This window comes from Caballeronia sp. KNU42 (assembly GCF_053760385.1).
Genome location: NZ_CM132389.1, coordinates 411,810 through 435,910, shown reverse-complemented (window position 1 = coordinate 435,910; position 24,101 = coordinate 411,810). Strand labels below are relative to the sequence as shown.

General features: G+C 60.5%; 23 protein-coding genes and 1 pseudogene. 11 read left to right on the top strand and 13 right to left on the bottom strand.

The window, feature by feature from the left end; all coding sequences use genetic code 11:
* The first annotated feature begins 15 nt into the window (after positions 1 to 15).
* On the top strand, positions 16 to 915 hold the full coding sequence (locus ACSOSP_RS21100; RefSeq protein ID WP_455312870.1) for a LysR family transcriptional regulator: 900 nt from the start codon (positions 16 to 18) through the stop codon (positions 913 to 915).
* Positions 916 to 1,117: 202 nt separating this feature from the next.
* Here ACSOSP_RS21100 and ACSOSP_RS21095 read toward each other — a convergent pair whose 3' ends face one another.
* Complete coding sequence (locus ACSOSP_RS21095) at positions 1,118 to 1,621, bottom strand: hypothetical protein (protein WP_455312868.1); 504 nt, start codon at positions 1,619 to 1,621, stop codon at positions 1,118 to 1,120.
* Positions 1,622 to 1,971: 350 nt separating this feature from the next.
* On the opposite strand from ACSOSP_RS21095, the gene ACSOSP_RS21090 reads away from it, so the two are divergent.
* The 3 genes from ACSOSP_RS21090 (at position 1,972) to ydiK (ending at position 5,276) form a co-directional block, all read left to right on the top strand.
* Positions 1,972 to 3,489: a sensor domain-containing diguanylate cyclase gene (locus tag ACSOSP_RS21090; protein ID WP_455312866.1), complete on the top strand. Its 1,518-nt coding sequence runs from the start codon at positions 1,972 to 1,974 to the stop codon at positions 3,487 to 3,489.
* A gap of 168 nt (positions 3,490 to 3,657) precedes the next feature.
* Complete coding sequence (locus ACSOSP_RS21085) at positions 3,658 to 3,873, top strand: hypothetical protein (RefSeq protein ID WP_455312865.1); 216 nt, start codon at positions 3,658 to 3,660, stop codon at positions 3,871 to 3,873.
* 272 nt (positions 3,874 to 4,145) lie between these two features.
* A complete protein-coding gene (gene ydiK, locus ACSOSP_RS21080; protein ID WP_455312864.1) occupies positions 4,146 to 5,276 on the top strand; it encodes an AI-2E family transporter YdiK in 1,131 nt (376 codons plus the stop codon).
* Between the two features lie 64 nt (positions 5,277 to 5,340).
* Here the strand turns inward: ydiK and ACSOSP_RS21075 are convergent, their stop codons facing one another.
* The 7 genes and pseudogenes from ACSOSP_RS21075 to ACSOSP_RS21045 form a co-directional block, all read right to left on the bottom strand.
* Positions 5,341 to 5,664, bottom strand: coding sequence for a chaperone modulator CbpM (locus tag ACSOSP_RS21075; RefSeq protein ID WP_455312862.1), 324 nt, complete (start codon positions 5,662 to 5,664; stop codon positions 5,341 to 5,343).
* 11 nt (positions 5,665 to 5,675) lie between these two features.
* Positions 5,676 to 6,614: a DnaJ C-terminal domain-containing protein gene (locus ACSOSP_RS21070; protein ID WP_455312860.1), complete on the bottom strand. Its 939-nt coding sequence runs from the start codon at positions 6,612 to 6,614 to the stop codon at positions 5,676 to 5,678.
* A 218-nt stretch (positions 6,615 to 6,832) separates the two neighbouring features.
* Entirely contained in the window at positions 6,833 to 7,582 is a 750-nt protein-coding gene (locus ACSOSP_RS21065) for a YoaK family protein (RefSeq protein ID WP_455312859.1), read from the bottom strand.
* A gap of 15 nt (positions 7,583 to 7,597) precedes the next feature.
* Positions 7,598 to 8,323, bottom strand: coding sequence for a fumarate/nitrate reduction transcriptional regulator Fnr (gene fnr, locus ACSOSP_RS21060; RefSeq protein WP_455313741.1), 726 nt, complete (start codon positions 8,321 to 8,323; stop codon positions 7,598 to 7,600).
* Between the two features lie 165 nt (positions 8,324 to 8,488).
* Positions 8,489 to 8,887 (bottom strand): response regulator, encoded by a 399-nt coding sequence (locus ACSOSP_RS21055; RefSeq protein ID WP_455312857.1) that lies wholly within the window; start codon positions 8,885 to 8,887, stop codon positions 8,489 to 8,491.
* A 153-nt stretch (positions 8,888 to 9,040) separates the two neighbouring features.
* A complete protein-coding gene (locus tag ACSOSP_RS21050) occupies positions 9,041 to 9,688 on the bottom strand; it encodes a response regulator (RefSeq protein ID WP_455312856.1) in 648 nt (215 codons plus the stop codon).
* Positions 9,685 to 10,788, bottom strand: a pseudogene (locus ACSOSP_RS21045) (histidine kinase); the annotation flags it as partial. The gene ACSOSP_RS21050 and the pseudogene ACSOSP_RS21045, both read right to left, overlap by 4 nt.
* Before the next feature lie 366 nt (positions 10,789 to 11,154).
* On the opposite strand from ACSOSP_RS21045, the gene ACSOSP_RS21040 reads away from it, so the two are divergent.
* Positions 11,155 to 11,631 (top strand): universal stress protein, encoded by a 477-nt coding sequence (locus tag ACSOSP_RS21040; RefSeq protein ID WP_455312854.1) that lies wholly within the window; start codon positions 11,155 to 11,157, stop codon positions 11,629 to 11,631.
* Between the two features lie 53 nt (positions 11,632 to 11,684).
* Here ACSOSP_RS21040 and ACSOSP_RS21035 read toward each other — a convergent pair whose 3' ends face one another.
* Both ACSOSP_RS21035 and ACSOSP_RS21030 read right to left on the bottom strand, forming a co-directional pair.
* On the bottom strand, positions 11,685 to 12,209 hold the full coding sequence (locus tag ACSOSP_RS21035; protein WP_455312852.1) for a universal stress protein: 525 nt from the start codon (positions 12,207 to 12,209) through the stop codon (positions 11,685 to 11,687).
* 39 nt (positions 12,210 to 12,248) lie between these two features.
* Positions 12,249 to 13,088, bottom strand: coding sequence for a universal stress protein (locus ACSOSP_RS21030; RefSeq protein ID WP_455312850.1), 840 nt, complete (start codon positions 13,086 to 13,088; stop codon positions 12,249 to 12,251).
* Positions 13,089 to 13,452: 364 nt separating this feature from the next.
* Here ACSOSP_RS21030 and ACSOSP_RS21025 point away from each other — a divergent pair, with 364 nt between their 5' ends.
* Complete coding sequence (locus tag ACSOSP_RS21025) at positions 13,453 to 14,490, top strand: zinc-dependent alcohol dehydrogenase family protein (RefSeq protein WP_455312849.1); 1,038 nt, start codon at positions 13,453 to 13,455, stop codon at positions 14,488 to 14,490.
* Between the two features lie 118 nt (positions 14,491 to 14,608).
* Here the strand turns inward: ACSOSP_RS21025 and ACSOSP_RS21020 are convergent, their stop codons facing one another.
* On the bottom strand, positions 14,609 to 15,754 hold the full coding sequence (locus ACSOSP_RS21020; protein WP_455312847.1) for a PAS domain-containing sensor histidine kinase: 1,146 nt from the start codon (positions 15,752 to 15,754) through the stop codon (positions 14,609 to 14,611).
* A gap of 311 nt (positions 15,755 to 16,065) precedes the next feature.
* Between ACSOSP_RS21020 and ACSOSP_RS21015 the strand changes: the two genes are divergently transcribed.
* The 4 genes from ACSOSP_RS21015 to ACSOSP_RS21000 all read left to right on the top strand — a co-directional run bounded on the left by ACSOSP_RS21015 (position 16,066) and on the right by ACSOSP_RS21000 (position 20,865).
* Complete coding sequence (locus ACSOSP_RS21015; protein WP_455312846.1) at positions 16,066 to 16,680, top strand: OmpW/AlkL family protein; 615 nt, start codon at positions 16,066 to 16,068, stop codon at positions 16,678 to 16,680.
* 145 nt (positions 16,681 to 16,825) lie between these two features.
* Entirely contained in the window at positions 16,826 to 17,518 is a 693-nt protein-coding gene (locus ACSOSP_RS21010) for a CBS domain-containing protein (protein ID WP_455312845.1), read from the top strand.
* Positions 17,519 to 17,937: 419 nt separating this feature from the next.
* Entirely contained in the window at positions 17,938 to 19,323 is a 1,386-nt protein-coding gene (locus ACSOSP_RS21005; protein ID WP_455312843.1) for a glutamate decarboxylase, read from the top strand.
* 66 nt (positions 19,324 to 19,389) lie between these two features.
* A complete protein-coding gene (locus ACSOSP_RS21000) occupies positions 19,390 to 20,865 on the top strand; it encodes an amino acid permease (protein ID WP_455312842.1) in 1,476 nt (491 codons plus the stop codon).
* Positions 20,866 to 20,979: 114 nt separating this feature from the next.
* On the opposite strand, the gene ACSOSP_RS20995 is transcribed toward ACSOSP_RS21000, so the two are convergent.
* On the bottom strand, positions 20,980 to 21,903 hold the full coding sequence (locus ACSOSP_RS20995) for an NADP-dependent oxidoreductase (RefSeq protein WP_455312840.1): 924 nt from the start codon (positions 21,901 to 21,903) through the stop codon (positions 20,980 to 20,982).
* Complete coding sequence (locus ACSOSP_RS20990; protein WP_455312839.1) at positions 21,900 to 22,967, bottom strand: alkene reductase; 1,068 nt, start codon at positions 22,965 to 22,967, stop codon at positions 21,900 to 21,902. The genes ACSOSP_RS20995 and ACSOSP_RS20990 overlap by 4 nt, the downstream gene beginning before the upstream one ends.
* 103 nt (positions 22,968 to 23,070) lie before the next feature.
* On the opposite strand from ACSOSP_RS20990, the gene ACSOSP_RS20985 reads away from it, so the two are divergent.
* The gene (locus tag ACSOSP_RS20985; protein WP_455312838.1) at positions 23,071 to 23,961 is read left to right on the top strand and encodes a LysR family transcriptional regulator; all 891 of its coding nucleotides are present in this window, start codon (positions 23,071 to 23,073) and stop codon (positions 23,959 to 23,961) included.
* Positions 23,962 to 24,101: the final 140 nt, after the last annotated feature.

Here is a 24,101-nt window from a genome sequence, read left to right as displayed (position 1 = left end):
CATCGACCGTCGACCATGAAAAATCTCAAACAATTTCTGAGTTTTGCCGCGGTGGCGAGAAATAGCAGCTTCGCGGCGGCCGCCCGCGAACTGGGTCTTGCACCCTCATCGGTCGCGAAGAGCGTGGCGCGTCTGGAGAGCGATCTTGGCGTCAGGCTGTTTCATCGAACGACGCGCGCAGTCCGGCTCACGGCGGAAGGCGACGCTCTGTTTGCAAAGTGCGCGCGGGTCCTGGAAGAGATCGACTCGCTGGAGCTATCGACGGCACGCTCGGCCGAAGCGCCGACAGGTACGTTACGCGTGGGTGCGCCGATAGGTTACGGAACACGCAGGATTGTCCCGGTGTTGAACCGCTTGCTGCAAGCTTATCCCGCTCTCAACGTCGATATGCGCCTCACAGACGAGCGTGTGAACCTCGTGACCGAAGGCCTGGATGCGGTGATACGCATAGGCTCGCTGGACGACTCCGGCCTGGTTGCTCGCCAGTTCGACCGTCAGCATCTCGTGCTTTGCGCCAGTCCCGCTTATATAAGAATCCACGGCGCATTGCGTAGTGTCGAGGAGGTCGAGACGCGATCGGTCATTGCGTTCCGGATGCCTACCTCCGGCCGGGAACGCCCGCTGGAGTTCTTGCATGGCGGGGAGAAAATTCAACTCCGGCCACCATCACGTTTTACGCTGAGTCATGGAGACGCCATGGTCGAAGCGGTCGTGCAGGGTGCCGGAATCGCGCAGGTGCCCGAGCACATGGTGGCGGACCACATCAGGCAAGGAGCGCTGGTCGAGGAGTTGCCTGGATATCGTCCGGCCCCGCTGCCGGTCAGCGTGTTGACGTCCAGCGCGCGAATGATGCCGCCAAGAGTTCGTTCATTCATCGATGCCTTGCTGGATGAAAAGAGCGTGAGCGTTGCGTGAATCACGATGACGGCCGGCACAGGCGAGCCACTATGCCCCGCGACGAAACCATGACGGCGTGATGTCTGCAGCGCGCCTGCTAAATGGGCAGGCAATCAACGATCAACATTGTTTCGGCGGGCGACACCCATCCCTCGAAGCATCGTCCATGCTTCGATCTCCCCGAGCGCCACTCCCGATAACCGCGAAGGATTACACCGTCTTACGCGGGTACGCCGGCGGCAACTTTTGAATAGTCGCAAAACTCCCGGAAATCGTTCGCCAGGATTTGCAATAGCGCGGTGCCTTTGCGTCCGGTGGTGCGATAAAGTTCGCCGTCGCGGCAGCCTGCCTCCATGCCTTTGCCAAAAGCTTCCGAGCTCACGATCGCGCTGTCGATCGTATGGGTCAGCGATGCGTGGCCATCGGGAAAAATCAAATTGATGACGAGGCCGGTGGCTGCAAGCGGAACATCGGAATCGTCAATTTGCCACGCCGCGCAAATCGGCCCGCAGAATCCCTGGAGATAACCAACCAGCTTTGCTTCCAGGTCGACGGGCAGGGTGCGGCAAGCAAGCTCTGAGCGTGCAATGGTGGGAATGGTTAGTGCTGCGACGATCGCCGCAATCTTGCGGGCGGTCGCCAGCACCTGGGTTTCTTGCATCACTTCATGGACTGGATATAGCCGTTGGAACATCGACGCCTCCTTATGGGCCTGGTTTTCCACGAACACACCGGATACGGGGTCGATGGAATATGATTCATAACGCGGGAAACAACGGCGGGGGTGACACATCCGGTAAAACATTGCGTGGCACATTCTCCGTTGGAAATCCGCTCGCCAATAATGGCGTGTGCATAACGGCATGGCAAATGAACGGCCCGGCCATAGCTAGTAGTAATACTGATAGTGACGCGAGGGGTGAACCGGGTAAAGATGCCTTTCGAATGGAGGTTCGGCGGCGGGATGTCGGTCAGACATTAGTTGAACGAGAGATCCGCGGATGCGTCGAGGCTGATCCGGCGGGACCAGGGACGAGAACCGTCTCCTATCAAGTACAAAAGACCGCAACCACAATGACAAAAGCAGAGCAATCCAGCTGCGTCGGCATCGTGAGCCGCATCAAACGAGGGCTGTCGACGTCGGTTGTCGTCGTTTCGTTTGGCGTTTTTACGGCAGTTGTCATGGTGGGCCTGTGTTGTGTGGTCCTGTATCAGAGTCGCCAGGATGCGCTGGAGCATACCCGCGACACTTTGCGCGATATCGCAGTCATCGCACAGCGCGATATCGAACGCAATCTCGAACTTTACGAACTGTCGCTGCAAGCCGTGGTCGACGGGCTTCAACAAACGGACGTAATGGCCTTGCCGCCGCACATGCGCCGGGAGGTACTCTTCGACCGCGCGGCCAGCGCGAAATATCTGGGCTCCATGCTGGTGATGGATGCGCAAGGCAACGTTGTCATCGACTCCGGCAGCGACACGCCAAGATCCGGTAATTTCAGCGACAGGCCGTATTTCACGATTCAACGCGACAACCCCCACGCGGGTCTCTATATAAGTGACCCGTATCTGTCTCGCTTGCGCAACGGCACGCCAAGCATCGGCCTGAGCAGAAGGCTTTCCAACCCGGACGGATCGTTTGCGGGGATCGTGCTGCTGGCGGTGAATATTGCGTACTTCCACGACTTGTTCGCCGGTTTGACGCTTGGGCCCCATGGATCGCTTTCGCTGATCGGAAGAGACGGCTCAATGCTCATGCGGCAGCCTTACGATCCCAAGGTAATCGGGCGAAACATCAAGGACGCCGCCACGTTCAAGCAGTTTTTATTGGCGCCGGAGGGGAGCTTCAGCGAAAAGTCGTCAATCGATGGGCGTCGCCGGCTCTATTGGTTTGCCAACTTTCCGCGCGCGCCTCTCATCATCATGGCGGCGTCGTCCGAGGAGGATATCTACGCTTCCTGGCGGCGCCGGGCTCTCACGATCGGGTCGCTGATGGCCGTGTTCGGCGCGGCGTTCATCGGGCTCTCCATTTTGCTTGGCGCGCAGTTGCGGCGGCGCGTGCGGGCCGAGTCGGAGCTGGAATTACTGGCGAGAACGGACGGCCTGACCGGACTGAACAACCGCCGCAGTCTTGGCGAGATACTTGAGCTCGAGTGGCGGCGTGCAAAACGCTCGCAGAGCGTGCTGTCGCTTCTGTTCGTCGATATCGATCGATTCAAGGCTTACAACGACACCTACGGTCATCAGGCCGGCGACGATACCCTGGCGGCCGTCGCCCGCTGCATTGCCGACAACATCCGGCGTCCGGCCGACAGCGCCGCGCGCTATGGAGGAGAAGAGTTCATCGTCGTGCTTCCCGATACCTCGGCGCATGGCGCTTCGCTGATCGCGGAGAAGATCCGCTCCGCTATTTGCGCATGTCATATAGAGCACGTGGGCAGCGAGTATGGATGCGTGACCGCGAGTATTGGCGCGGTGAGCCGTGAGCCGCAGATGGACGACGAACTGACGACGGTCATCAAGGCCGCCGACGAAGCGTTGTACTACGCCAAGGCGACGGGCCGCAACAAGGTGTCGACCGCTGAAGCCTGAGGCGTCGGTTCACGACATCGTGTGTCATGTTTTATTTAAGTTTTTGTAACATCTGACGTTTACATGAAGGGCGCCACGTCGGGTCCAGGGTATTCGCAATCGTATGCGTTGACGATCTTCACTCTCACTAACGCTCATCGTGTGAGCTGTTAACGTCAGCCCATCGTCGTGAATATCGACTATGGCGCCGGCGACGATCGCGCAAACCGGCTCGACTCCAGGTTCGACAGCGTAGATAAGCTCATCAGTGTGTCCAACGATCATTTCCTGTTGTACCTGCCGCTGACGCGTGGCAAGCACGTGATTCGCGGCATCACCGGATGGCGGTCTCATTTCCTGTATAGGGTGATGCGAACGCGCCGGCCGTCGCAGTCCATGCAATGAAGTTTGACACCATGTCCGCATTCAGCTCCTGAGACATATCGACATCCGGGGCGAAGCCTGTCAAAGTCGCTTCGCCGCGCGCATGCGATGATTTGCTCCCCGCGCAAGCAGTCGGCAGCGCGTGTCCAGGCCGGACACACTGTTGCAAACCAATAGCCGGTAAACTAGATCATGCATCGGGCTCGCAGTGCGGCTCGTGCGGCCGGGTCCAATGCAGGGTGTCCGGCGCGCGCGTTCACGCACAGCCAGGATATTCTTGTCAGGAGCACGAAATGAATGAAACGACCCCGCGTCATCCAGTCGATATTGCCCGCATTCTGTTCGTTATTGTCATCCTGTCCGCGTTGACGATCGGCAGCCTTTATATTCTGCGGCCTTTTATTCCAGGGCTTATTTGGGCGACTACTATTGTAGTTGCTACCTGGCCCGTGATGCTGGCGGTGCAGCGCCGCGTCGGCAATCGCCGGTGGATTGCAACCGTGATAATGCTGTTCATCCTGCTGGTCGTCATTGCACTACCGCTCTACGAGGCCGTTTCGACATTGGCCTTGCATGCGACCGAGATAATGGGAACCATCAAGCTTCTACCCAGCTATGCACTGCCGCCACCGCCCGGTTGGGTCGGCGATATCCCGCTGGCCGGACAACGCGTCGCGCATGAATGGCAAACCCTGTCGGACGCCGGGCCGGGCGGCATCCTGGCGAAGGTGGAACCGTACCTGACGATTGTTGCGCGCTGGATGCTTGGGCATGCAGCGGCTGTCGGCGTGTTCGTGATCCACATGTTCGTCACGATCATCATCGCGGGCATTCTCTATACCCAGGGCGAAGCAGCGGGCCGCTTCGTGACGCGTTTCGCAACCCGTCTGGCCGCTCAGCGCGGCGCGTCAGCGGTCAAGCTGGCGGGGCTGGCGATTCGCGCAGTCGCGCTCGGGATTGTCGTCACAGCGGTGGCGCAGTCCGCGCTGGGCGGGATCGGTCTCTGGATCGCCGGCGTCCCTGCTGCCGGCATCCTGACCGCGGTGATGCTGATGTTGTGCCTGGCGCAGATCGGCCCATTGCTGCCCTTGCTCGGCGGTGTCGCATGGCTTTTCATGCATGACGCAACCGTCGCCGCCATCCTGCTGCTGATCTGGTCAGTCGCAGTCGCCATGCTCGACAGTTTGCTGCGGCCGGTCCTGATCAGGCGAGGGGTGAATCTCTCGATGCTGTTGATCCTGGCCGGCGTGCTGGGCGGCATGTTCGCGTTTGGGATAGTCGGTTTGTTCGTCGGCCCGGTGATCCTGGCGGTGGCGTCGACGCTCCTGGAAGCGTGGATGAACGAACCTCCGCCGGTGGTTGCTGTCGATGTTGCGGAACGCGATCGGTTAACGACGGCAGGGAATCCGAAAGACTTCTCCTAGCGCCAGCGGCTTGAGTCCGGTTCATGGCTATCCGCCATGAACCGGACTCAAGCCCGTCGCGACGTCATCGCGGATGTCCGAGGCGCGCTTTCGTTGCGTGTATTTCCGCTTGCAGTTCATCTATGCGCTGCAACAACGACAGCGCCAGCGCAAGCCCTCGCCGGTCGAGTTCGAAGTCATCACGCAGCCGCCGTGCCGTCTTCACGGTGACAACATAACGTAGCTGGAACATGCGCGTGGGTGTGCCGGTGTCCACCGGCTTGATGACGTCGGTATCAATGAGGTCTTCAATTTCTTCAACCGATAAACCCGAGACCTCGGCCAGATATTCAACCTGGCAAACGTCCACGTCGTTAAGCCAGACCGACTCGCTCAATGGTGTGCTCATGGCTTTTCTCCTTACGCGAAATGTTGGCGCGGGTTGAAGTTCGATGCCGCCTTCAGTTGTTCCAGCAACTCGTGTTCACGAGCGCTCACCGTCTTCGGCACTTCTATCCTGACCACCGCATACAGCGCGCCGACGTTGCCATCGGCCGATGCCAGTCCGCGTTTGGCGAGCCGCAATTTTTGCCCGGCGCTCGTGCCGGGTTTCACGTTGAGTTCCACCGTGCCCGCGAGGGTGGGGACGTGTACGCTCGCCCCCAGCACGGCTTCCCAGGGCGCGAGCGGCAGGTCGATATACAGGTCGCGGCCATCGGCCCGATAAAGCGGATGCGGCTGCAACTGCAGCGACACATACAGGTCACCGGGCCGTCCGCCATTGAAGCCCGGGCCGCCCTTGCCGGCCAGCCGCAGGCGCTGGCCGTTCGCTGCCGACTTGGGAATGGTGATTCGAAAGGTCCGCGGCACGCGATGCGCGAGGCCATTGGCGTCGAACTCGGGAAGCTCGGCGCTCAGCTCGATCTCATCGCCACGATGGATCTGTTCGAGCGTTACCGGCGCGGCGATCTCGTAGTCCTGCCCGGGGACCGGAAAGCTTTGTCTGCGATGCGTGCCCCCGCCAGCGCCACCGCCACGGCCAAAGGCTGCAAAAAGATCGGCGAGGTCGACGTCGTCGAGGCCGGCATCGCCCGTATGGAAATGCTGCTGCCAGTCCGGCGGCGGCGTGAACGATTCGCCGGCCGGATGTTTGCCGAGGTTGTCGTAGGCTTCGCGCTTTTCCGGGTCTTTCAGCGTGGCGTAGGCTTCGGCAACGTCCTTGAACTTCGCTTCGCTGTCCGATTCGGCGGAGACGTCGGGATGATATTTGTGAGCGAGCTTGCGGTACGCCTTCTTGATGTCCGCGAGTGTCGCGGTGCGCTCGACTCCCAAGGTTTCGTAATAGTCCTTGAATTTCATTTCAGACCCAAAATAAAAGTGGAAGGAGTTTTCGTCTGAACTGATGCGTCGCGACGGCGGGTATCGGGTTTGCGTGATGACATCAATCAGGCACGTCGCCTGAGAAGTTTAGGACAAGCGGCGAGTTGGTGTCAGAAGCTGCGGGCGCAGCGGACCCATTGCATGGCACATTTTTTTTGCAGATGCCTGAAACTGCGGTCCGCCGAGCCGCAAGGTCTCTACCTACGCTGCCCGACCAGATCGTCCAGCAGCGGCACGACTGCCAGCACGACCAGCATGGCTGACAACGGCAGGGTCGATATGAACCCCACATACTTGAAACCCAGCGCGCCCGCGAGGCCGCCAATAAAAAACATGCCGAGCAGCGAGGCGAGGAGCCGCAGCCGCGACCGGTCCGCCCGGACAGCGGTAACGCCGGGCCCGGACTCAGATACATTCCAGTAAAAAAGCTTGCCGAGTTCAATGCCGATATCCGTGACGATGCCGGTCAAATGCGTGGTGCGGATCTCGGCTTTGGATATCTTCGTGATGATCGCGTTCTGCAGGCCCATGACGTAGCACAGCAACCCTACCGTCGCGGGCACGAACAGGAACCGGTTGTTTTCCAGGTTCGAGCCGAGCAGGCCGAATACGAGCAGCAGCACGGCTTCCAGCATCAACGGCAGCGCGTATTCGCTTTGCGCCCGCCGGCGCCGGCCCCAGTTGATCAGAATCGCGGAGGTGGCGGCGCCGGTCGTGAAGGCGGCGAGTGAACTCAATCCTGCGATGACAAGGCCGAAGTCGCCTACCGCGAGGTTATCGCCGAGTGCCGATACGATCCCCGACATATGCGAGGTGTACTGTCCGACCGCAAGAAAACCGCCCGCGTTGGCCGCGCCTGCGATAAACGCAAGCCAGCGCCCAAGGCGCCGGTTGTTCTGGTCGGTGCGCTGCGGCCGCGCGAAACCTCGCAGGTACTCTATGGGCATGTCCGTTCGCTTCGATCAAACTCCGGCGAGCTTCTCGCTGTCGAGAATGTGTACCTGCTTGCCGTTCGTATCGATCACCCCTGCATGCTGCAGCTTGGAGAACATCCGGCTGACGGTCTCGAGTTTCAGCCCGAGATAGCTGCCAATCTCTTCACGCGTCATCCGCAAGTTGAATTCCGCGGAAGAGTAGCCGCGCGTCTTCATCCGTGCCGACAAGTTGAGCAGGAAAGCCGCCACGCGCTGCTGCGCGGTCATGGTGCCGAGCATCATCATGAGCCCGGATTCACGCACGATCTCGCCGCTCATCATGCGATGCACATGCTGCTGCATCGCCTTCACGTCGTGACAAAGGTCTTCCAGCAAGTCGAACGGGATGACACACACCTTGCTGTCCTCGAGCGCGATTGCATCGCAGTTCTGTTCATCGGAGCACACGCCGTCGAGTCCGAGCGGTTCGCCCGCGATATGGAAACCGGTGACCTGTTCGTGGCCGTCGCGATGCGTGATGACCGTCTTGAAGCAGCCGACGCGCACCGCGTAGATGCTTTTGAATTTATCGCCGGCGCGGTATAACGTCTCGCCGCGCCGTACGATCCGCGTGGAGCACACGATGGCGTCGAGCCGCGCCAGCTCCGCCGTGCTCAGGTGAGCCGGCATGCAGATGGCGTGCAATGAACAGTCGGAGCAATTCGTGCCCGCGACGGCAGCCGGCGGCGGGCTCGTGGTGGCGGAACGCGCCATGTACACGAGAGGATTCACGGTCGCTGAAGCGTGCGCAGTAGCGGACTCATAAGCGGACTCATAAGCGGTAGCTGAGGTCATGCCTGTCTCCAGAAGAGTCGGACGATCACTGAATGGATTTACTGACGAGCTGTGCGGATCGGGCGCGGATCGACTTGAACGCGGTCATGCCGGCTCGCACGGCGTTGGCTCAGCGCGGGGGGCATTGGCCATCTGCTGAATCGCGTCGCGAGCCAGTTCGTATTCGCAGGTCTTGTCGAAGAAAAAGCGGGCGCCGGCGCGCTGGCACGCGGCACGAAACGCCGGTCCGGAATGATTGGTCAACACCATGGTCAGGACGGGCGGCGTGGCACGCGTCAGCGACTCGACGATCCCCATGCCGTTGCCGCCTGCCAGATGCGGGTCAACGATCACGAGATCCGCGCGGGTCATGCGGATGCACCCCAGCGCCGTATCCGCTTCTTCCGACTCGCCCACGATCACCACGCCGGTCAGCGCGCCAATCAGCGTGCAGAGGCGGCGGCGCACAGGGCTCGAGTCGTCGACAAGGAAGATCTTCAGCATGGCGCGCAACCGTTTGAGTTCATGCCTCGAAGTATGGCCGGGGCTATCTCAAAATAAAATCGGCGAGCGGCCAGACATGATGTAGGGGTTTGGGAGGGGCTGTAGGGATCGGACTACACGCTTGTTGCTTGCTGCTTGTGTACGGGCGGGCTGTCAGGCGTCGCAGTCGTCGTCGAAGAGCTTGTGGCGCATGGCGTAGCGGACCAGTGCGGTGTCGTGCGGCATCTGCATTTTTTCGAGGATGCGGGTTTTGTAGGTGCTGACAGTCTTGGCGCTGACTGATAGCGCCTGGGCGATCTGCGTGATCGTTTCACCCGCGGCGATCCGCCGGAAGACTTCGAATTCGCGGTCGGAAAGGCGGCGGTGCGGCAGGTCATCGGCGGGTTCGTTCAGGCTTTGTGCGAGCCGCTCGGCCATGGCGAGGCTCACGTACACGCCGCCCGCCGCGACCTTGCTCACGGCTGTGACCAGTTCCGCGCTTGCACTTTCCTTCGTCAGATAACCCGATGCCCCAGCCTTGAACGCACGCACCGCGTATTGCTGTTCAGCATGCATCGTCAGGACCAGGATGCGCAGCGCCGGTTTCTCGTCCTTGATCTGCTTGAGCAGTTCGACGCCGTTCCTGCCGGGCATCGACAGGTCGAGGACCAGCACGTCCGCCGGAGTGGCGCGGATCATCGCGATGGTGGTGGCGCCGTCGCTGGCTTCGCCAGCGACTTCCAGGCCGTTCGCGCTGAGCAGGATATGGCGCAGCCCGTCCCGCACGAGGGCGTGGTCATCGGCGATCAATACTCGGGTCATTGCAGCGGTTCTTCCTCGGTGTTTTCCGGATAGCCGGAGAAAGGGTCGTCCTCTTGCAAGGTCGCGAGCGGGAATGTCACGGTCACAGCGAACCCTTGGCCGATGCCGGATTCGATAGAGACGGAACCGTCCAGCCCGTGCGCCCGCTCGCGAATGCCGATCAGGCCAAACGACTTGCGCCCGGCATCGGCACGCTCATGGGCGCCGATGCCGTCGTCGGCAATGCGCAGGACGCAGCGGTCACCTTCCAGGTACAACGCCAGATCGACACGGCTCGCTTGCGCATGGCGCGCCACGTTGGTCAGCGCTTCCTGCACGATCCGGAACACGGCGGTCGCGCCGTCGCGGCTGAAAATGGTGTGCCTCGCGTCGATGCGCCGCTCGACGTCGATGCCGTAGCGGTTCGTAAAGTCGATCGCCAGCCAGTCGATGGCCGGGACCAGGCCCAGGTCATCGAGCATTACCGGGCGCAGGTCGGCGGCGATGCGGCGCATCGAGGCCACGGTTGCATCGATCAGGCGCTGCATGCCGCGCAATTGCACGCGGGCCTCGGCGCTCGTTGCGGCGCTCAGTTCGAGCGAGGAGATATCCATTTTCAGCGCGGTCAATTGCTGGCCCAGGTCGTCATGCAACTCCCTTGCAATACGCGACTTTTCTTCCTCGCGGATATTCAGCAAATTCGCGGAGAGCTCCCGCAGTTCCTCATGCGAGCGCTGCAATGAGCGTTCAGCGGCGACTTGCGCGCTGATGTCGCGCAGCATCACGGTGTACAGCTTGCCGTTTTCATCGCCGAATTGCGAAATCGATGCTTCGAACGGGAACTCGCCGCCGGTTGCGCGCAGGCCGTACAGTATGCGCCGCCCGCCCATTTGCCGGTCGGACACGCCCGTCACGCCGAATTGGCGCACATGGGCTTCGTGACCGGCGCGAAAGCGCTCGGGCACGAAACGGGAGAGGGAGGTACCGAGCGCGTCGGCTGCCGGGCAGTCGAACAGACGTTCGGCCATCGGATTGAACATGACGATGCGCTGGTTCTCATCGATGGAAATGATCGCCTCCATGGACGACCGGATGACGCCGAGCAGCCGCGCTTCGTCAAGCCGGGGTGTAGCCGGTGGCGTGGGCTTCGTGACTTTTGCGGTCTTTGCGGCCTGCGTGCCTGTGCGCCTGAACGTCATGACGGCGGCGCTTGCGGTGAGCAGGAGGGCGCCGGCCATGCCAAGCATGCCCGTGAAGCGAGGCTGTCGACGGGTGCCGCGCTGCGATGCCGTGTTACGCCGGGGCGCGGGCATGGAGTCTCCGGAAAAGTGTGGAAATTTGTGTTGTCGAGCTTGTGCGGATCATACCGCGCGGCTCCTGACATGATCGGTGCGGCGTGCTCCTGGCCGCGTGAATTGATGTGGATCAAGTGACCGGCAGGCCTGCGCGCGGACACTGAAGCATGGAGACAATCCGGAGAACCGGTCATGTACAAACGAATTCTGGTAGCGCTCGACGACAGCGTCAGCGCGCGCCTTGCGCTTGAAGAGGCGCTCAAGCTGGCGCACGCGGCCGATGCAATGTTGATGGTGGCGTGCGTTGTCTCGCACGACGTTTGCGATCTGGTCGGCGGGGTGATTGGAAAGGAGGCGGGCGATGCCGGCGCGCAGTGGCAACTCGATCATGTGCGCGGCTTGTGCGAATGCAGCAGCGTACGCTGTACTACTCAGATCATCGATGCACACGGTGCAAGCATCCCGGGTGCGCTGATGCAGGCGGCCCAGGCGTTCGATGCGGATCTCATCGTGATGGGCGCGCATGGGCCGCGTGGCGTGCGCCGGCATTTGATCGGCAGCGTCGCGGAAACGGTGTTGCGTTCGACTCATGTTCCGGTCCTCACCGTTCGGGACGATCAGCTCGATGATCAACACGGTGCGGCACTCGCGCTCCAGCGCATCGACTAACGGCCCGACCGGCGGCGCGCAAGCGTCGGGACGGATCGGGACCGTCCCGCTGTTTAAATGGACGCGCCCGCAACGTCCGGCGTGCTCTCCGTGCTTACGGTGCTTACTTTGCGTGGTTCCTTTTTTTCTGCGCAATGCAGCGGCACCAGCAGCACTGGCCGGGTCGAAATCCGCAGGAAACGCTCGGCCACGCTGCCCAGCACGAGCCTTCGCCAGCCGCGCCGCCCGTGCGTGCCCATGACGACCAGATCGGCGCCGAAGTCTTTCGCGGCGGCCGTGATCCTCTGGGTGATATCGTCACCCAGGGGATCCACTTCAACGACTAGCGTCGAGCCTCTGACACCTGCGCGCAGCATCTTGGCGGCAGCGTCGGCCAGCACGAGCGCACCCTCTTTGACAAAGGCTTCGCGCACGAGCGACGGATCGCAGGCCGGCCCCGAATACACCAATTGCGGCACGTCCACCACGTAAACCGGTTTGAGTTCCGCGTCGTGTTCGTGAGCGAGTTCAAGGGCCGCGTCAAGGGCGTGCGCTGACGTTTCGCTACCGTCGATAGGAACGAGAATGCGGCTGTACATGAAGAACCTCCCTGGTCCAAAAGAAACATCAAAGCAATATCAATGCGACATCAATACGGGTATGGGCATGGACTCCAGCATGGTGCGCGTCGCACCGCCCATCACGAGTTCCTGCCAGCGCGAGTGACCGTACGCGCCCATGACGACGAGGTCCGCACCCAGGTCCGATGCACGCGAGATCAGCATGTCGCCCATCGGGACGTCGTTGACACCATCGAGCGCCGCCACTTCGGCCCTGACGTCGTGCCGTGCCAGCAGGAGCGCAATGTCGGCGCCTGGAATGTGGTGGGTGCCCGGCTCGTCTTTCAGTTCGTTGAGCCTGACGACGGTGACTTTTTCCGCGCGTTGCAGCAGCGGCATGGCGTCTTGAACGGCGCGGGCCGATTCGCGGCTGCCGTTCCACGCGACCATGATGTTCGTGCCAAGCGTCGGAAACACCCCGGTGTAGGGAATGAACAGCACAGGGCGGCCCGAGGTCATGACGAGCGTTTCAGGGAAGTAATCGGCGATAAATCCTTCCGGGTCATCCGGATCTTCCTGTCCCGCCACGACCAGATCCGCGTAACGGGCATAGCGAGGGATCGCCTGACCCTGGGAATCAGGGTAGTCCACCCACTGGCCCCTCACTTCCGCGCGAAGCAGTTCCGCGTGAAAGATCCGTTCGAGTGCGCCATGGCGTTCCTGACGGGCCTTGCGGTGCTCCTCGTAGTAGTCCGCCGTTCCGGCCATGACATAGAAAGAACGCGGATCCGGACTGAACGCTGAGAACACGCCGGTCAGGTGCGCGTCGAATTGCCTGGCGAGACGCAACGCATATTCGAGGCGGGTATGGGCGCGCGCGCTCATGTCGAGTTGAACGACGATGCTTTTGTAGCTCATCGCAGATGCTCCATTGATGGGTCGTTGGCGTCAGTGACGCAGTGAGCGGCTGGCGTTGCTCCTTGACCGGTCCCGGAATCGGGGTCCGGATCGCCCGGCGCTTATAAAAAGTCTATGAGTTCGCGCTGTTTTTCCGTTGATGCAGATCAAGGAGCCGCATCCGCGTGCGTCTTCTCGCCGTCTTCCCGCCGTCTTCCCGCCGTCTTCCCGCCAATGGCGCGTGGCCCTGTCATGGTCATCGCCGAAATTTGCGCGTCCATCTCTTATCGGTTGATACAGGTCAACCGTGCCCGCGTTCGCAAGCCTAGAGTTTTGTTGTGGAAGCCCCGTTTCCAGGCATGTCCCAAGCAAAAGGAGATTGACGATGAAGGCACTCGTGTATCACGGCCCCGGCATTAAATCCCTTGACGACCGACCCATGCCGAAGCTCCTTTCGGCGACGGACGCGATCGTCAAGGTCACGCGCACGACCATTTGCGGCACCGACCTGCATATCCTGAAGGGCGATGTGCCGACCTGCGAACCGGGCCGTATCCTGGGACATGAAGGCGTGGGTGTCATCGAGGCGGTTGGCGCCGCGGTTTCGACGTTCAAACCGGGTGACCACGTCCTTATTTCCTGCATTACGTCGTGCGGCAAGTGCGACTATTGCCGCCGCGGCATGTATTCCCATTGCACGACGGGTGGCTGGATCCTTGGCAACAAGATCGACGGCACGCAAGCCGAATATGTGCGTATCCCGCACGCGGAAACGAGCTTGTACCCCATTCCCGCCGGCGCCGACGAGGACGCGCTCGTCATGCTCTCCGACATCCTTCCGACCGGTTTCGAGTGCGGCGTGCTGAACGGAAAAGTGCAGCCGGGCAGCACGGTCGCCATTGTCGGCTCGGGTCCTATTGGCCTTGCCGCGCTGCTCACGGCGCAGTTCTACGCACCCGCGCAGATCATCATGATCGACCGCGATGCGAACCGGCTGGAAGTGGCGCGAACCTTCGGCGCGACCGCGTGCGTGAACAATGCAAGTGGCGACCCGGTGGCTGAAATCATGAAGCTGACCGGGGGCATTGGCGTGGATTGCGCAATCGAAGCGGTGGGTGTGCCGGCCAGCTTCGAGCTATGCGAATTGATCATTGCGCCTGGGGGCACCATCGCCAATGTGGGCGTGCATGGCGTGAAGGTCGATCTGCACATGGAATGCCTGTGGGACCGCAACATTACGATCACGACGCGGCTGGTGGACACCGTCAGCACACCCATGCTGCTCAAGACCGTAGGTTCCGGGCGTCTGGACGCGGGCAAACTCATCACTCATCACTTTGCGTTGAACGACGTTTTGAATGCGTATGAGACCTTCTCCCAGGCAGCCGATACGCATGCGCTCAAGGTGATTATCGAAGCGTAGGGAAGCTGAAGGCGTTCCGCCGAGTGTGATTCGATACTCGACGGCTTGCGTGAGGGCGCGGTGTGGATCCGCCTGAAGCGTGCGGATACGATTCATCTATAGGGCGGTGCGCAATGGCTTAGTTGTCGTCCTGGTTCGCCTTGACCGCGTCGACGGGCAACGAGATGTCGATTCGAAAACCGTCGCCCGGTGCGCTGTCGAATGTTATTCGTCCATGTAACTGGCGAACCCTTTCCTGCATGCTGAGTAATCCAAAATTCTCTCTGCCCCGATTGCGATCGAGCGTTGTCCCTTTGCCGTTATCCTCAACGTGCATCCGGAATTCATCTTGCTCGACACGCATCTGAACGTGTACCCGCGTGGCTTCGGCGTGACGCGTAACGTTGGTCAGCGCTTCCTGCGCGATGCGAAAAATGGCGGTTGCAGCCGTCGGCGATAACGCCAGTTGATCTGCCGCGTCCTGCACGGTGACGGCGAGCCCGTAGCGATTGCGAAACTCCGCCGCGAGCCATTCGAGTGCAGCCCCGAGGCCCAAGTCGTCGAGCATGGGCGGACGCAGACCACCCGCAATGCGCCGGGCCGAGGCGATGATCGAATCAATTTGCGCTTGCAACGCAATCGTCTGCGCAATGGTATGGCGGGCGGTTTTGCCGTCTTCCGCCGCGGCCTGGTTCAGCAAGGCGACATCCATCTTGAGTGCGACCAGTTGCTGGCCGAGGTCGTCGTGAAGCTCGCGTGCGATCCGGGTTCTTTCTTCCTCGCGCGCGCTCTGCACGTGCGAGGACAACGCGCTCGCATGCTGAAGCTCGACCAGCCGCAGGCGATCTGTCATGTCCCGGGTCACTTTGGCAAAGCCGCGAAGCGTGCCGTCGGGTGCGCGGATCGCGGTGATGGTTACGTTGGCCCAAAAGCGTGAACCGTCTTGGCGCAGACGCCAGCCTTCGTCTTCAATTCGGCCTTCCGATTCAGCAAGCGCCAGTTCCATGTGCGGCTTGGCCGCCGCAACATCGTCGGGCGTATAGAAAACCGAAAAATGTTGCCCGATGATTTCGCCGGCCGTGTAGCCCTTGATGCTTTGCGCCCCGCGGTTCCAGCTCACAACACGCCCGTCCGGATCCAGCATGAAGATGGCGTAGTCCTGTATCGCGTCGATAAGCGCCCCGAAATGGGTGTCGCTCAGGGTAAGAGGAAATGCGCTGCTGGCGAGCTCGTCGCCTGGCTGCGAGCCGCTTGGCAGAGGTGAGGAAGGTCGGTCGCTTGGCACGTGGTTCTCCGGCTCGAATTGCTCGGGTCGTTCGTATCCTCCGGGCTGCCGCGCGCGAAGCGTGGAGTTGGCGGAGAGCGTGTTTGCCTGGGACCGATTGTATACGGTGAGGTACGCACCGGTTAGCCAGCACGCAATGAGCCGGGCATACGGGTATTGATGTGGACGGTGCAGTTCACGCGGAAAGCGCAATACGCCACACCCGTGTTATGCCGGTTTGCTGATCCACATCATGGCGCAGCACCGGCTGCATTCGGAAAATCCCGATACGGTAAAACGCATTCGCGACCGGAAAAAACAGGGGAAAATCCGTGGGAAAGCATTCACTATTTGCGGCCGCGCTGTTTAGCGCGGCTTTGTCGGCAGTATGTGTGCCCGCACAAGCCGATCAAGGCGACATTCTTGCGCGCGTCAGGGCTATCAGCATCCAGCCCAGTGTCTCCGCGGGCGGCACGCTGGGAAGCATCGGGACGGGCGTCAACAACAGCATCGTTCCCGAGCTCGATTTTGTGTATATGGTGCGCCCGAGTATTGGCATCGAGTTGATTCTTGCCACGTCGCGCCATCAGGTGACGTCGAACGCCGGGGCGCTTGGCGGCGTGAACGTCCTGCCGCCCACGCTCTTGCTTCAGTACTATTTCAACGCGGCCGGCAAGGTTCGTCCCTACGTTGGCGCGGGCGTGAACTACACGCTGTTCTATAACAACGGGCTGCACGCCGGGGATACGCCCGTATCGATCAAGAACTCGAGCTTCGGCCCCGCGCTGCAAGCGGGTGTCGACGTGCAGGTCGCCCGCAATCTGTTCGTCAACTTCGATATCAAGAAAATCTGGATGCGCACCAGCGCGTCGGTGGACGGCGCATCGCTTGGGTCGCTCAAGATCGATCCGCTGGTAGTCGGCCTCGGCGTAGGCATGCGTTTCTGATGGCGGCGCGCTTGATCTGAGTCAAGTCCGCGGCGCGATCCTTCACTAGCATTCTTAATGTAGGCGAGTCCTGCGCAGGCAAGTCGTGGTAGGGAAAGTTCGACCCTTGTTCAGGCGCTCGCCCAATCACATTGAGGAGAAGACCATGCGAGCCGTCGATGTCATGACCAGGAAGGTCATTACCGTGGGACCCGGCACGACTGTGCGAGAGGCCGCGCGCCTGTTTGCCGACAATCACATCAGCGGTGCACCGGTAGTGGACGATGAGGGCCGCTTGCTTGGCATGCTCACCGAGGGTGACCTGATCCATAGGGCCGAGATCGGCACGCAAGCCCGGCGACGGTCATGGTGGCTTGAATTGTTTGCATCGACGCAAAATCTTGCCGCCACGTATATCAAGGAGAACGCACGCCTGGTCAAGGACGTCATGACGCCCAAGGTGATTATCGTCAAGGAGACCACGCCGCTGAGTGAAATAGCCAATCTTCTGGAGCGGCATCGGATCAAGCGCGTTCCGGTGTTGTACGACGGTGAACTGATGGGAATCGTCAGCCGGGCGAATCTGGTGAAGGCGTTGGCGAGCGTTCCAAACGACGCTGGCATGACCACGCCGGACACTGACCAGACGTTGCGCGACGCGGTCATCCGGGAACTTGGCAGTCATCGTTGGGCCGTGGCGGCGGAGAACGTTATTGTGAATGACGGCTCTGTTCATTTATGGGGTGCTGTTGCTTCGTCCGAGCAGGCGCGCGCCATGTGCATCGCAGCGGAGAAGGTGCCGGGCGTCAAGCGCGTTGAAGATCATACCGACGATTCGATGATGATTTCCGCGATGTAATGGTTGATTGAGCCGGGCGTTGCAACCTGGCTTGATTCATGTCGTCGCGAATGAATGGCGGCGCCCGTCAGCATGTTTGAAAGGCGCACGCAATCGCACGCAATCGCACCTAACCGCGCATGACCGCGGGTCACGCATGACTAAACCGGTTTCAGTTATTAAAGACCTGCCCGCGATGCGCATGACACAGGTCAACGATCGCTCGGGTCAGCGGGATATAACGGTACTAAGCCGCGCGAAACGGTTGCCGCCTGAACCGCAAGCCTGATCTTTGAACGGCTCTCCTCACAGCCGCAAGACTCCCCCTTCTTTGCTTCTTTACGCGGTTGTAATCAACCGCGTAGCTTCGCGACGAAGCCACTTGGCTCCAGGCACCGCACGCCCGGCATCTCCGCTCAATCTTTCCATCGGAATGGTCAATGACATTTCTTAAGCCCGCGCTCAGCAGCGCCGAAGCGAACAATGACGAGTATTCGACCACTATCTCTGGTGCGTCATTGCCGAAATATCGCATTCCGAAAATGCCCTCGGAGCCACATGCGGTGTTCGATCTGGTTCGCGACGAACTTTTCATGGACGGCAATTCGCGTCAGAACGTGGCCACTTTCTGCACGACCTATGCAGACGATGAAGTCCGTCGTTTAATGGATCTGTCGATCGATAAGAACATGATCGACAAGGACGAGTATCCGCAGACCGCCGAGATCGAAAAACGCTGTGTCCATATGCTTGCGGACCTATGGCATGCGCCGCGTTCGTGGGAGACAACGGGATGCTCGACAACCGGTTCAAGCGAAGCCTGCATGCTGGGCGGACTCGCTCTCAAATGGCAATGGAAGAAGCGTCGCCTCGCTGAAGGCAAACCGGTCGACAAGCCCAACATTGTGTGTGGACCGGTGCAAGTGTGCTGGGACAAGTTCGCCCGTTATTTCGATGTCGAGCTTCGCCAGGTCCCTCTGAGCGGTGATTCGCTTGGCTTGCAACCAGAGCAGCTTGCCGCCTATTGCGATGAAAACACCATCGGTGTGGTCGCCACCCTCGGCATTACCTTCACGTGCGTTTATGAACCCGTCAAGGCTCTCGCCGGCGCCCTGGATGCTTTGCAACGAGATGTTGGCCTGGACATCCCCATCCACGTCGATGCCGCCAGCGGCGGATTCGTCGCGCCTTTCATTCAACCCGATCTCGAGTGGGACTTCAGCATAGAACGGGTGAAATCCATTAACAGCTCGGGCCATAAATATGGTCTGGCGCCGCTCGGCGTAGGTTGGGTGGTATGGCGCAGCGTGAAGGACCTGCCGGACGACCTGATCTTCATGGTCGACTATCTCGGCGGCAACATGCCCACGTTCGCGCTCAATTTTTCGCGGTCGGCGGGACAGATCATCGCGCAATATTACTTGTTGCTCCGGCTAGGTCACGAAGGGTACAGGCGCATCCAGCAGGAATGTGCGGATACGGCGCAATTCCTGGCAGATGGCCTCGCCAAGCTCAGCGCCATAGAAATGGTGTACGACGGCCGCGGTGCGCTGCCTGCGGTTTGCTACAAGCTACGCCACCCAGATACCGCCGGTTTTTCGCTTTTCGATTTGTCGGATCGTGTGCGCATGCGGGGCTGGCAAATCGCCTCTTACAAGCTTCCCGCTGACCGTGAGGAAACAATCGTCCAGCGCATCCTGATTCGCCGCGGCATCACGCGTGACATGGCGGTAATGCTGCTGAACGACATCAAGACAGCAATCGCCCATCTGCTGGAAAACCCAATGCCGAATTCAAAGGCGAAACCGGGCTTTCACCATGACTGACATTGACGGCTTAGTTGACGATTTAGTTGACGACTCAGTTGACGACTTAACGACCAAGGGTCTGATATGACTGCGACAGCAAAGAAAGGCACTTACCTGAGTGCTACTTCCATCGGCCTGATGACGGCGGCCGCCGTGGTGACCAGCTTGCGCGGCTTGCCGTTGCTGGCGAAGGAAGAGATGACGATGTTCGTTTATCTCGCGTTCACCGTGATCTTCTACCTGATCCCGGCGTCGTTGATATCCGCCGAGCTTGGCGGCGCATTCGCCGACCGGCGCGGCGGAATATATACGTGGGTGGGCGAGGCATTCGGCAATCGATGGGGCTTCCTCGCAATCTGGCTGCAATGGATTCAAAACGTGGTGTGGTATCCGGTCGCGCTGACGTTCGGCGCAGCGGCTATCGCTTATACAATTGGCCGTCCGGAGCTCGCGACGAACGGCGTCTATGTCGGCGTGTTTTGCATCGTTGCGTATTGGCTTGCTACCTGGGTGGTGCTGCAAGGCGTGGAAGTTTTCGCGAGGATCGCCAACTGGACATTTATCATCGGCACGATCGTTCCGGGGTTCGTCTTGCTCGCGTTGCTGGCGTACTGGATCCATACGGGGCACGCACTCGGCTGGCAGCATATCAAGGACCCGGCGCTTTCCGAAGCAGGCCATGCGCGTTATTGGCCCGCGATCCATGGCTTTGGCACCATCGCGTTTCTCGCCGGTATTGTGCTGCTGTTCGCGGGTGTAGAAGTCCAGGCCGTGCATGTGATGGACATGCGCAGCCCGAGCCGTGGCTACCCGGCAGCAATCGGTCTGGGCGCGATCATCTCGATCCTGATTTTTGCGCTTGGCGCGCTGCCGATCGCGGGCATTCTTCCTTACGAAAAGATCTCGCTACAGTCCGGCGTATTCGATACCTTCGCCGCGGTCATCACGGACATCTGGCACATGCAGTGGCTGGTGTCTGTCCTGTCGCTGCTGGTGGGCGTGGGCGCTATAAGCGGTGTGCTGGCGTGGCTTGGCAGCCCTTCACGCGGACTGCTTGAAACGGCTCATGAAGGTGAACTTCCTCCGCTGCTGCAGGCGAAGAACAAGCAAGGAATGCCCACGCATATCCTGCTGGTGCAAGGCGTGATTGTTACCCTGATGTCCTGCTTCTACTTCGTCATCAAGGACGTATCGGTGGCGTTCTTCCTGATCTCGGCAATGACTATCGCACTGTATTTGATCGCTTACATGCTGATGTACGCAGCAGCGATAAAACTGCGCTATTCGGCCCCCGATCTCAAGCGTCCGTTCACGGTGCCAGGCGGCATTGTGGGGATGTGGATTTTTGCGGGCGTGGGCCTGGCGGGTGTGGTGTTCAGCTTCGTGGTGTCGTTTTTCCCGCCCGACCAGTTGCCGGTGGGTTCGCCGGCTATGTATATCGGGCTGGTGACGCTGGGTATTGTGGTATTCGGCGGGGTTCCGCTGATCATCCATCACATGCGCCGCAAGAGCTGGGCCGCGCCGGCTGATTCGCCGGTGCTGGCAGCGGCTGTGAAGTAAGAGAGGAGCGCAACCCGCGCGTGACGAACCTGGCGCACTGACCGGTCCAGCCGGGTTCTGCATAGTGCCCAGGGATAATGACTTCGCTGCGATTCCCCGCAGCGAAGTCATTATTTATTGGAACAGGATCACCGCTTTCCCTGGTCCGTGCCCCGTCTTGTTGCGCTCGATTGCAGCGGTTGCGTCGCTCAATCCGGCGACCTCCGATACCTCCACCTTAACTACGCCTTGATCGACCATGGCCACGATCTCCTCAAGCTGCGCTGCATCGGGCCGCATCTGAAACCAGATACCGTGTTTGCCAGGTGGCGTCTGCGCTGCAATATCCGGCGCGGCCGTGCTCACGATTCTTCCCGTCCGGGCTAGCACTCGCCACGAGTTGGCCAGCACTGAAGCACCCACCAGATCAAGAAGCAGATCGACGTCCCGGGTCTGCTCCCAGAACAAGGAAGTCCGATAGTCGATGACCTCATCCGCACCGAGCCCACGCAGATAACCCGCGTTGATGCCCTGAGCGGTCGCTATCACACGCGCTCCGGCGCGCCGCGCGAACTGGACGGCGAAACTTCCCACGCCACCGGCCGCACCGTGAATCAATACGGTCTGGCCGCGTTTCAATTCTCCCGCCTCGAACAACGCCTGCCATGCGGTCAGCGCGCCCACCGGGATGGCCGCGGCACGTTCGTCAGTCAAACTAAAAGGTATCCTAACCAATGTGTTCGCTTCGACCGCTACAAAGTCGGCATAGGCGCCAAGTCCGATCACGGGACCCATGACCCGATCGCCAATGGTGAACCCGTTCACGTCCTGACCGACTTCAATCACCTCACCAGCGAGTTCAACGCCGAGCGTGGCGGGGAGGGGCAACGGGAAATCGTTTTGCAACCAGCCGTCGCGGATCTTCCAGTCAAGCGCGTTGATTCCCGCAGCCCTGACGCGGACAATCGTCTGGCCTGATGCGGCGGTCGGCATCGCGATACTGTCGATCTTCAGGGCGTCAGGACCGCCATAAGCATGGATACGAAGAGCGCGGTTCATTGAGCTGTCTCCAGTGCGGGATAGTCGATATACCCAGTCGGCCCGGGCGAATAAAACGTGTCACGTTCAGGCGCATTGAACGGTGCATCGGCGAGCAAGCGCTGCGGCAAATCCGGATTGGCGAGATACAGGCTGCCGAACACGGTTGCATCGGCGTTGTCCTGCTCGATCAGCGTTTGCGCGCTTTCGCCGGTCAGCCCGCCGCCCGCCAGATAGGCGCCATCGAACAATGGGCGCAGCAGCGCGCGGTAATCGACTTCGCTCCGGGTCTTCGCCACATGCAGATACGCCAGCTTGAGTGCAGCGAGTTGCTCCACGAGGTAACGATAGGTCTCCTGCGGTGTTGCATCGGTCACATCATTGAAGCCCATCTCAGGCGCGATCTTGATACCCACGCGGTCGCTGCCCGCTTCCTGCGACATCGCGCCCAGAACTTCCAGGATGAAGCGCGCGCGATTCGCAAGCGAGCCGCCGTAAAGATCGGTCCGCTGATTCGTCCCCGATGACAGGAACTGCTCGGGCAGATACCCCGAGGCTGCATGCAATTCAACGCCATCGAAGCCAGCCAGCAACGCGTTGCGCGTGGCAAGCCGATACCCCTGGACGATATCCGCTATCTCGTCGGTCTCAAGCGCACGCGGTTGCACAAACTCCTGCGGTCCCGTGGCCGTGAAAACCGTGCCGGCGGGTTTGACGGCCGAAGGCGCAACCGGCGTTTCACCCCTCGGCAGAAGGCTCGGATGAGAGATGCGACCGGTATGCATGAGCTGCAGGAAGATGAGGCCGCCCTTGGCGTGCACGGCGTCGGTGACATGCTTCCAGGCCTCGATCTGCGCGCTGGAATGAATGCCCGGCGTGCGCACGTAGCCTTTGCCCATCGGCGCGGGATAGGTGCCTTCCGTGATGATCAGGCCGGCGCCGGCGCGCTGGCTGTAGTAGTCCACCGCCAAGGGCGAGGGCACGCCTGTGGTGTCATCGGCGCGTGAGCGGGTCATCGGCGCCATGACAAGGCGATTGCGAAGCGTATGGCGGCCAATCCGGGTATTGCTGAAGAGCGGGTTCATGTCGATTCCTTGGTTGAGGAGGTGTATCGACATGTTGCATTGATCCATTCAAGGGATAAATAGATATAATTGAAAACAGTGATCCACTAGTGGAGCAATCATCGTGGAACTGTTGAGCTATATGCGCGTGTTCGTGGAGGTGGCGCGGACCAAAAGTTTCAGGGGCGCGGCCGAGGCGCTGGATATGCCTAATTCGACGCTGTCGCGCCATATATCGGAGCTGGAAAAGAAGATTGGCCTCCAGTTGCTGCATCGCTCGACGCGCAAGGTCGAACTCACCGCCGCGGGCGAGGTGTATTTCAAGCGCTGCCAGAGCATTGTCGAAGAAGCGCGCATCGCGCACGAATCCCTGCTCGATGTGGTGGAGCGGCCCAGCGGCACGCTGAGGGTATCGATGCCGGCCGATCTCGCGACCGGTTATCTCGCGCCCATCCTGCGCGAGTTTGCCAAGGCTTATCCGCTGATCAGTTTCGAGTTCGACCTGACGCCGCGTCCCGTGGACTTGCAGAGCGATCCGTTCGATCTCGCCATTCGCATCGGGACGCCGCCGACGACTCCGTCAACGCTTGTCGCCCGGCAGATTGCGGTGTTGACACGGTATCTCTATGCATCGCCCGACTATCTCAAGGCGGCTGCGCCGCTCACTCATCCCGACGACCTGACGAAACATGTGTTGTGCATTGGGGAAGGCGCGACCAGCCAAGAGGAGACTCGGAGAACGTTTTATCGCGGGGAAGAGATGGTCAACGTGATGATTGCGTCGCGCTTCAGGATGAACAGCGTTGGCCTGAGCCGTGCGCTGGCAATGTTGGGTGTGGGTATCGCCGTGCTCGATACGGAGCTTGCGCGCGAGGATGTGGCGTCGGGCCGCCTGCGGCGCGTACTGCCGGATTGGTGTCTGAAGCCGGTCCAGGTGCACGCGATTACCGACACGCGGCTCTTGCCTGCAAGGACTCGCTTGTTCATCGATTTCATCAAGGCCCGGATGAGTTAGCGGAAGCATTGGCGCATCAGATCTTTTGTCCACGCAGCAGCGGCCGGCGTACGATATGGACCGGCCCCACATCTTTCTCGTTGAGCATATGAGCCAGCGTGTGCGCTCGCTCAGACAGTAAGAAAAGAGAAAGAAAACCG